General features: G+C 43.9%; 2 protein-coding genes. Both read right to left on the bottom strand.

Annotation, left to right across the window (positions count from 1 at the left end; translation table 11 throughout):
• Positions 1-3436: hypothetical protein (locus B4N75_RS07910; protein WP_296707066.1), on the bottom strand; the 3436-nt coding region annotated here is incomplete at its 3' end.
• A 57-nt stretch (positions 3437-3493) separates the two neighbouring features.
• Positions 3494-9520 (bottom strand): Ig-like domain-containing protein, encoded by a 6027-nt coding sequence (locus B4N75_RS07905; RefSeq protein ID WP_296707065.1) that lies wholly within the window; start codon positions 9518-9520, stop codon positions 3494-3496.
• Between the last annotated feature and the right edge of the window lie 50 nt (positions 9521-9570).

Raw genomic sequence — 9570 nt, 5'->3', positions numbered from 1 at the left:
CAGAATTGCCGGTTTTGTTTCCGGCGTTATCCACTGCAACAACATGGAAAACATACGCGGCTGAGCCGTCTTTTTCATCAAGGGCTGAAAGCATATCGCTTGAAACAACCGCAGTCCAGCTTCCCGATGAAGAAATTGAAGCCGTGTTCCAGCCGTTAGCTGTAGAAGGCTCTTCATTTTCAGAAAGTTTTCCAAGCTTAAAAAGAACAGACTCAACGCCGCTTACGCCGTCAGTCGCAGTTCCTTTTATTGTGTATTCATTTGATGGAATCACATGGAAATCAACTTTTGATGTAGATGTAACACCACCGCTAGGAGCATTTGAGCCGTACTGAGTAATTGTTAAGGTCGGAGCACCATTATCAACCTGAAATTTTGCAGTCGCAGTTGACGATTCGCCGTAATCATTTGAAGCTGTAAAAAGAATTTTGTAACTGCCGTCTGAAAGAGATTTGTCAAGAGAAGAAGTCCATGTTTTGCTTGAAGAAATGGTGCTGTTATCAACAATAACACTCGCTGGCTGAGTTTCAAGCACCGCATTTGAGCTGATATCGATAAAACGAGCTGAAACCTTCGCTTCGCTAGAACTTACAGAACCTGAAATTGTAGGATTTTTCGGCTGATATTCTTTTATCGAATCCAGTGTGATTACCGGCGCTCCTGCGGAAACCGCGATGAAGAATTTTCCTGTGGTTGCAGTTACAGGTGTTCTTCCAGAAAGCTCGGTGGACAAAACATCATCTGTCGCAATAATCTCCACAGCATAAACGCCCTCGTCAGAAGGAAGCGTGAACGAATTGCTGCAAGTCGATTTTCCAATATCGTCTTTTTTTGTCGAATCAACTAAGTTTGTCTTATCAGCCTTATAAACTTTCATCGCAACGCTTTTTATTAGGTCGTCGTCAGAAACAGAAACAGAAATCTTATTATTCGAAATCGTTCCGAACAGGTTGCCCTTGTTCGCATTGATGTTTTTTGAATCTGTTTTAAATTCATCTGAATTGCTCGCGTTGTTCAGAGTGATTACAGGATTGTCCGTCTTCTGTGAAATTTTGAGACTTGTATATTCTGAATCTGCCGCGCTTCGAGATGAATACGTTGTCTGGTTTCCAACCTTGTCGGTCGCTGTAACTTTTACATCGAGCAAAACTTCGTCCGGAAGCTCTGTCGTGTCAATCGTCTGGGTGAACGAGTAGACTTTTCCGAGGTCTCTTGTCTCCTTCAGCTCGTCTCCAGCATAGATTTGCATTGCTACGCTTTCAAGGTTTGTCTCCTCGACAGTTCCCTTTACCGTGACTGTTCCGTTCACAAACGGCCCTGTTTTTCCATCATATTCATCAACCGTAGGCGTAATAGAAGAGATTTCGATTTTTGGCAGAACGGAGTCAATCTGGACATTTGACGAGACCGTTGCGTCGTGGCCGGAGGAAGATTTTCCGTAGAGCTCAAGCGTGTAAAGATATGATTTTCCGGAACCTTTCTCCGCCTTTATCTTCTCGTAGCCTTCCAGCCCTGATGGACTGAATGTCCAGATTCCGTCCTCGCCGCATGTGAACGCCGAAGTGGAAGTCCAGCTCTTGTCCGCTCCTGCCCGGCTTATCTCCTCTGTGTATGTTCCGAGCTCCGTATTTGAGTCCTGGTCTGTCACGGTGAGAGCCGCCCGCAGATATGAAGTGTAGAGAGACCCTCCCTTCAAAGCCGCGCTTCCGCTGAAGCTGAAGCCTGTTTCCGCCTGGAGAGAGCCTCCCGGCGAGAGAATCTTGAGAGTCGGCGGAACTCCTGCCTCGTTTCCCTCAAAGCCGTATATCGTGCTCTGCGAGAATTCCACTCCGTCTATGTCGCGTCCTGTCACCGCAAGAATATAATACTTGTTGAGGACTATCGCGCCTTCCGGAAGTGTTACCGAGAATGTCTTTGTCGAGACCGACGCTCCTCCGGAATTGTTCTTTCCGTAGTCGTATATAAGTTTCCAGCCCCCGATTTCTGTCGCCGGAAGCTCCTCTGTCGCCTTTGAGTATTCTGTGAATGTCGCCTCCGAGTATCCGTCCTCATCGTCTTCAAGAGCCTTCACCTTCGCCGCAAGAGTCTCGCTGAGCTCCGCGGCAAGCTCTTCCTTTGACTCCGGGGCCGCCGTGTATTCCTTCATCCAGACCTTTACTGTCGCGTTCGATTTCTCGTTTCCGTCAAGGTCTATCTGTGTCTGGTCAAGCCCCTGCGTTACTGTCACGGAAACCGCGTTTCCGCTTGACGCCTGCTGGTTCGCTGCGTTCGCTCCGAATTTGTATTCAAATCCGTTGACCTGGTATGTCGGGTTCGCGTTCGGGTTAAGCGAAAAATAAAGCCGTCCGCTCTCTTCCGCCGATGAGGTGTCCTTTTCCGCTGTGGCAAGAATTTGCTTGGCCTCGTCGTCGCTCTTTGTTCCGTTGAGTATGTTCATTAAATCCGTCGGCTGGAGCTTTTTGCTGGTCTCCTTTTTCTGGCTTAAAAGACTGTCGTAGACATCGTCGTAGAGGTATAGCGCGCTTGTTGAATTTCCTTTTTCGTCGGCCGCGGCTTCTTCCGCTGTCCTCTGGTCTGAGCTGTCCGGAGGCGTTGTGTATTTTTTCGCGTTGTCCGTGAGCCTTATTGAGCAGGTGTATTTCTGTGTTCCGCTTGAGTCTCCGTAGATTCCGTCGTACCTTTGGCTTCCGGCCTGAGCGATTATTACGCTTGTGCCGCCCGCGGTCTCGATATTTTCCTCGCGGAATGAGCTTATCTCCTCGCCGTTGTAGTTTTCCTTTGAGACTATATTTCCGCTCTCGTCGTAGATTGTGACGTCCATTGAGCTTACTGAATGCAGCTCCGCTATTGTTCCCTCGACTGTAAAGATGGAGCCGTAGGCCGAAGGCGAGCTTGAGCCGCTTTTTACTACGCCAGGGTTTTTGATCACGAATACAGGAGGCGTGTTGTCAATCTCGAAAGATGATGAAAAGCTGCTCTTCTCGTCCGAGCTGCTGTCGTGGGAGCCGTCGTATGCGCGTGCTGTCGCGGTGTATTTTCCATCGGCGAGCTGCCAGCCGGCATACCTGTTTTCTGGGGAATATTTATTCAGGTCTATGCTCCAGTGCTTTGACGAGCTGTCGACGGTCGCAGGCGCGTCCTTGAGGACAGTCTCGCCTGTGTCTGTGTTTACAAGAGTAACTTTTACAGCCGTAATCTGCTTGTCGTCGCCGCAGTCGCCGTATAGCATGAAAGTGCCGCGGATTATGGCGTTTGTGTTCGGATCAGGATAGACGATTTTTACAGAAGGAGCCTCGGTGTCTACAGAGTCTCCAAGTCCTACCTTGCAAGACCCCATTGCGCAAACGAGGGCGCCCAGCATTACCGCAAATACCCCCCCCCGTATTATTTTGCGAGGTTTTTCTCTATAAAAAATTTCAAAGCCACTTTTTTTCATAAAAATCTCCATTCTAAAACAAAATCAATCTACATGTGCTAATTCTAGAAAAAATTTCTAGAATACATTTACACGCAAACCTACAGAGATTTGCGGAACTAAGTTATCAATATCAACGTCCGAACTTACATCTGTTGGAATAAACCACAACTGGCCTTCTGTATAAATTGAGAACGTCCTGAACATCTTCTGTTTTGCGAAAGTCACCCTAGGGAATTCAATCTGGGCAAGCAAGGCAGAAAGAACCTGCGGCTTACCAGACTGACCTTGATTAAATCTCGTAAAGTTTGCGCCGACAGTCACGTTTGCAGAAAGCCATTCGTAATCGCGTCCAAGGAAGTACATAAATGGAATATATGCAACGTTTGCAAGAATTTTTGCTCCAAATACGCTGTCGCCGCCATAACGCTGGTTTGTTTTTGTAAACATTTCGCGCTGTGTCTGCGTAAACTGTCCCCACTGAACCTGAAGACGAACGTTATCATCAAAGAACGAAAGTCCGGCACCAATATCGAACAAAGTTGCGCCCCAGAAATGCCAGTCAAAATACAATCCCTGAATAAACGCTGGAACTTCATAACTTGACTTGTCGCCTTTTCGCAAAGCAAGAGAAACGCTCTTAAGAGCAACATCGTCGTGCGCAAGACCGCTAAATTCAATGCTTTGGTTAAAGCGTCCGCCTTCGCCAGGGCTTATTAGCTTAACAGTCGGTTTAGTCTTATCAACCTGAACAATAGTTCTTGTAACTGCGGTTTCGCCGTTTTTCATAGTTGCCCGCACGAGCATAAAGTGATAGCCTTCGGTAATATCTTCGTTTTCAATGCGGTAGCGCCATTTTCCAGTTTTTGAAATTTCTTCAAATGATTTTCCATTGTTGAAAGAAATTTCAACTTTTTCTACAGTTTTTGCCAAGGCGGCATCTTTCATTTCTTTTTGAGCGCCCTTTGCCTTTGCAGCAACAAGTTCCGTTTCAGAAATTGCATATCCGGCATCGCCAACAATGTACGGTCTTTCGATTGCAAAATCTCCGTAAGTAAAATTGTCGATTGTAACCCAAGGACCAACAGAACTGTAATTTATAAACTGCTCGTTAGACATAATCGTGCTTACATTTGCAAGATTTGCCTTAACCTGAATTTTGTGTTGTCCGTCAGTGAGCATTTCCGGCGAAAGGTTAAATTTGTAATATCCGCTTTCGCTCAGTGTTGTTTCTGCCGTTTTTTCTCCGTCAACCAAAAGTTCAAGGCTTTCGATGTTGATTTCGCTTACTGCCGTTCCATAAATATTGAATACGCCTTTTACAAATTCTCCATTGAGCGGATACAAAAGATCAACCTTTGCCATTGCGGCGCGTTTGTCCAGCTGAACGTTTCTTGAAACACGGGTAATATTGTCTGCCGCGTCCATTCCTGTCAATTCAACATTGTAAAAACCGTTGTCGAGAGAAGACAGATCTATTGATTCTGTAATGATTTCTCCAGGAGTCAAGTTGATGTTTGCAAGTTTTTGGCTTACAGTTTTGCCTTCAAGAGAACGAATCGTAATATAAAGTTTTTTTAGTCCAATATTATCCGTTGTCTGGCCAGAGAAGAACAGCATTTTTGTTGTTTTTGAATCGTCAAGCGGCAATTCAAGGTCAATGCTCGGAGCGGTGTTGTCAATGTTTATCAAAGATGAATAAAGGCCTTCGATTCCAAACCAGTCAACAACTTTCATAAATACAACATGAGTTCCGTCTTCTACAACTCTTGTGTCGAATTCGTAAGACCAGTCAGAAACTTCATTTTCGTGGGCAAAATTTCCGGTCGCCTCGTTATAAGTATTTCCGTTGTCTACAGAAATATAAACCTTGCCTATACCGTTTTTATCAGTTGCTTTTCCTGTAAGCTTTACCCAGCCGCGGACTGTATTGTCAATCGGAGGAGTTATAACTGCGCCCTTTGGCTCTTCAAGAGAAATTTTAAAATTGCGGACAAATTCCGGTCCTTTTACACCATTCAAGTCTTCTGCATAAACAGTAACAGAGTGTTCGTTGTCTTTCATCGTCGAAAGAGGAACATCGATTGAAAAACTTGTGCCATAGTCTTCTGAAACAAGCTTGTATTCACCGTTGTCGATTTTGTAATAAACTTTTGAAGGTCCATCGTCATCAACGACAACGCCCGAAACAACAAAGTCTGTCGTTATTACGGCATCTTCTTCCGGCATATGAACTTCTGCTATTGGAAGGTCTGATTTCTGGTCAATTATAAAGTCCCAGCGGCGGATTGTTTCGACATTTCCTGTTTCATCATAAAAATTGAATGACATCAAATCGCTAATCTGCTTATCCGCTGTTCCAATATGAGTAACAACCATAGGTCCAAGAGGAATTTCAACTGGCGCAGAAGCGGCATTTCCGTTTTTAGGCGCAACATATTCTGCACGGCTAAAATGTCCGTTGTCCTTTGCAATGAATGCGATAAGATTCTCGCCGTTTACAACATCATCTTCGCAAGGAACAACAACCTGAACCTGCGGAGCCTGAGTATCTTTTTGAATTACTGTCCGCGCATAAGAAATTCTTCCTGCAATGTCTTTTGCAAACACGTCAACAGGAATAATTCCGTCTTCAAATGATTCAAGATTGAGCGCGGCAACGTAAGTTCCAGTTCCGTTTCCTTTGCAAGGATTCCAGTTTCTGCCGCCGTCTACCGAATATTCAACGCTTTCAATTCCATTTAAATCGCCAGCTTTTACAGTAAGCATTGTATTTTTCTGAATCCACTTTTGCAGTTCAGGAGCAACAATTTCTACGGTTGGAGCAGAATCGTCAACTAAAAGTTCAATCAAAGTCGAATTGTATGTTACGCCCTGGCTGTCAGTCACTTTAAGACCAATATTTTTATAAATTCCTTCTTTTTCTGCAATAATGTATGCAAAATTTCCATCCGCTTGAACAATAAGTCCGTTTTGAGAAGTTGAAAGAGCTGCCGTTACAGGTCCCAAAACGTTTGCAAATGCTCCAAATTTTTCGCCGGTTTTTAATACATAGCGGGAATTTGCAGTGTCAAACGGAGTTTTTTCTGTCGGCGCCCAATAAATCCTTTTTTCGTTGTCTACAAGAGAAGAATCTCTTTCGCGCACAATTCCGACAGTTCCTTTATAAGAAGCATTTCCGCCCGCAGTTTCTGCCGTTATCTCAAGAGAAGTAAGCCTTGAAGGAAGATTATTCAAAGGAATATTTGCCTCGTAATGAGTTGAATCAATTTGGCGGATTTGTTTTGCATCAACTTTCCCGCTTTGTTTTTCGTCCCCGCCAGGAATTTTTTCTCCAGAAAGAGCCCAGTTTACGGAAGTTACCGGGAAGTCGGAAACAATGCTCACACATGCGTTTTTTGGAGAATTAGAATTTCCGCGAGGAACTGCAATTCTCATTCCGCTTGCGTAAGTTTTCCCGTCAATTTCCGAAATAAATACTTTTGCAGAGCCTGCTTTTTTTGCCGTGTATTTTGAAATCACTTTTCCATCGCTGGCTTTTACCGAGAGTTCTGGAGAACCGGCAGCCATTTCTGAACGGAAAAATGTTCCGCTAAAATTTGAAGAAGAAGTCTGAGAAGTAATTACATAGTAAACATCTTCCGCATCAATCCACGAATAAACAGGTTTTGCCGGAGTGATTTTTTTGCCGTCGGCTGTTTTTAAAGGCAGTTCAGGAAGATTTCTGATTTTTACAGAATCTGCCGCCGTTTTTCCGTTGTTTGCCACAACTTCGACTACAGAAATTCCCTTTCTGAGCGCAGCAGCATCAATTTCAAACTCAAATCTGCCTGTTTTTGCAGGAAGTTCTGCAAATTGTCCGAACGAAGGAGAATTTGCTCCTGTTACCAGCGAAGGCGTTTTTAAGTCAAAAACAGCAGGAACTGTTATAATCCGGTATTTTAAAGAAGTAAGCGGAGTTTCAGAAGAAACCGCTCCAGAAATTTTTATCTTTGAAAGTTCTTCTACCGGGTTTCCGTCTTCGTCAAACCGCTGCTCAAGATTTTCTTCAGATTTGTCAACGGCAACTTTTGGCGCTGGAGAATCCGAATGGAAAATCAATTCGCGGCTTTCGTAAGCAACATTGTCCTGAGAAATTACGCGTACTTTTACAGGAGATGAAGTTCCGAGAGCGTCAGTCGCAGTCAATTTTATCGTAAATTCATCGTATTCAATTTTTGCAAAAGGAGTTGAAGGAACGATTGAAGCGCTTTTTATTTTTCCGCCGGCAAAATATCCAGAAACAGGATGCTCAATGTCGTTTGTAATGTCGCCATTTTCGCTTATGCGGCTGTCTTCAAAAACAACTGCCGGTTTTTCAACATTTATCTGAGTAAGATCCAAAAGATTTACAAGCTCAATTTTCTGAGATGCCCGATTATAAATATCAATCGCCGTAATTGTAAGATTTACCGCTCCATAAGCAATATCCGCATCGCCAAGCGCAATACTTACAGGAACTGATTTTTCTCCGCCTTTGAGAGCAACTTCTCCGGTCTTGCTTCCGTTGTCGCCCCAGTTTAACTGCCATGCAACCGAAGAAATTCCGCAGGCGCTCAAAACTGTAGTTTCGTATTTCGGATTAGATTCTGGATGAATTGTTACTCCTGTAAACACAGACTCAGTTCCGAGGCTTGAATTGATTTTTCCATCTTCAATCGCTGAAGCTTTTCCCATAGAAACAAAAGCCGAAGTTACAGGATTTCCGCGCACACCGTGAATGTCGGTCGCAATTACCGTTACGCTGTGTTTTCCTGCCGAAAGGTCATTTTCTTCGCTGAGCGGAACATAGAAAACGCCATGAGTTTCGAGAGTTTTTGTTTCTCCGTCGTCAAGCCTGTATTCGACAGAGGCAACTCCGTCATCGTCCGTTGCAATTCCGCGCAAGAACAAAGTTCCGGCATCACCCTCGACAATTCCGTCTTTAGAAGGGAATTCAATCGTTACGACGGGTTTATCAAGTTCCTGATCGATTGGAATTGTCTTTTTAACAGTCACTTCGTTTCCAGCGGTGTCCAAAGCCGTTACCGAAAATTCAACTTTTTTTGTGTTAAGGCCGATTGTGTCGATTTCCTGGTACCAATACGGATTTCCTGGAGTAAGTTCAAATTCACCGGATTTTTCGCCGCAAGCCCATGTAAGTTTTTGAACGCCGATTGTGTCTTTTGCATAACCTGCAACTCCAAAACGGCCGTTCACAACTTCATCATCAGCAGGAGAAATAATTTTTACGTCTGGTTTTGTGTTGTCGATAAAATAAAGAAATGAATTGTATCCGACAGACCCCATTTTGTCCGTTGCCTTAAACCAGCAAACGGCCGCTCCATCTGGAGATTCTTTTGTGTTGACTGGAAGCTCAAAAGTGCAAATTCCTGTTTTTTTGTCTTCCTTGATTTTTACTTCGCTAAAAGTTTTTCTTCCGTCAAGTGAATATGAAAGGGCTTTTATTCCGTTTCCATCAGAAACTGTTCCTTTTAGAATGATTTTTCCAGAAACAAGAGTTCCGAGCGCAAGATTTGTAACTTCTGTAACAGGAAGCCTGCGGTCAAGGTTCCATGTTATTTTTGCATTTTTTGAAGATTTTGCCGCAGAAGAAAGTCCGTTTATATCAATTCCATAAACTTCGATTGTATGAGGACCTTCCGAAAGCTCCGTAGTATCAAGATAATACGACCAAAATTCCTTACCTTTAGCTTTTACAGGTTCTGCCCCGTCGAGGCTAATCCAAACTTCGTCAACTCCGTCATCATCAATACAAGTTCCGACAATATTCAAGTTTCCCGGAACACGCATATTTTTAATCGGGTTTGTTATACCAGAAACAGGATAATCCGAATCAGGATCAATAAAAATATTATAAGGTCCGCCGACAGTTTCGTTGCCGCCTTTATCCTTTACGGTAACCATGGCATTGTATTTGCCTTCTTTTTTTCCGCCAATATCAAATTCTTCCTGCCAGCTGTCCATCTGGGCAACATCGCGCTCGTCAATATCGCGCTTGCCGCGTGCAAAAACAGATAATCCACAGACAATCAAAACAGAAAAGAAAAACACACTTTTTTTCATGCTCGTCCCCTTATATAACACTTTTTTATCATTTTTTTATAGTACAACGA

Source organism: Treponema sp. UBA7570, assembly GCA_002477955.1.
Classification (GTDB): Bacteria; Spirochaetota; Spirochaetia; order Treponematales; family Treponemataceae; genus Treponema_D.
Note: the sequence above shows the minus strand (reverse complement) of the source record. Positions and strands in the feature narration are given on the sequence as shown.